Raw genomic sequence first — 357 nt, forward strand, 5'->3', positions numbered from 1 at the left:
TGATCCCGCTGGCGATGCTGTATCTGCAATACCCGCACAGCTTCCCGAACATCAACGCCCAGCAGCAGATCGATCAGTGGCGCAAATCCGGTTACCCGGAAGCGGGTCTGGCGCAGGTGCTGCTGTATCGCACCCAAGGCACCTACGACCAGCACCTGGATGACGTGGAAAAAATCTGCAAGGCCGCGCTCAACACCACCGACATCTGCTACGTCGAACTGGCCACCGTCTACCAGAAACGTGGCCAGCCGGAGCAACAGGCCGAGCTGATCAAGCAGATGCAGGCCGGTTACAGCCGTGGCACCGTCACCGCGCAGCGTGTCGATTCCGTGGCCCGCGTGCTGGCCGATTCGACCC

The 357-nt window shown here is 61.9% G+C and carries 1 pseudogene; it reads left to right on the top strand.

Features of this window, described 5'->3' with window-relative positions:
* Positions 1-357, top strand: a pseudogene (locus AAEY83_RS13355) (alginate biosynthesis protein AlgK); the annotation flags it as partial.

The sequence above is a fragment of the Psychrobacter sp. TB20-MNA-CIBAN-0197 genome (genome assembly GCF_040309765.1).
GTDB lineage: Bacteria > Pseudomonadota > Gammaproteobacteria > Pseudomonadales > Moraxellaceae > Psychrobacter > Psychrobacter submarinus.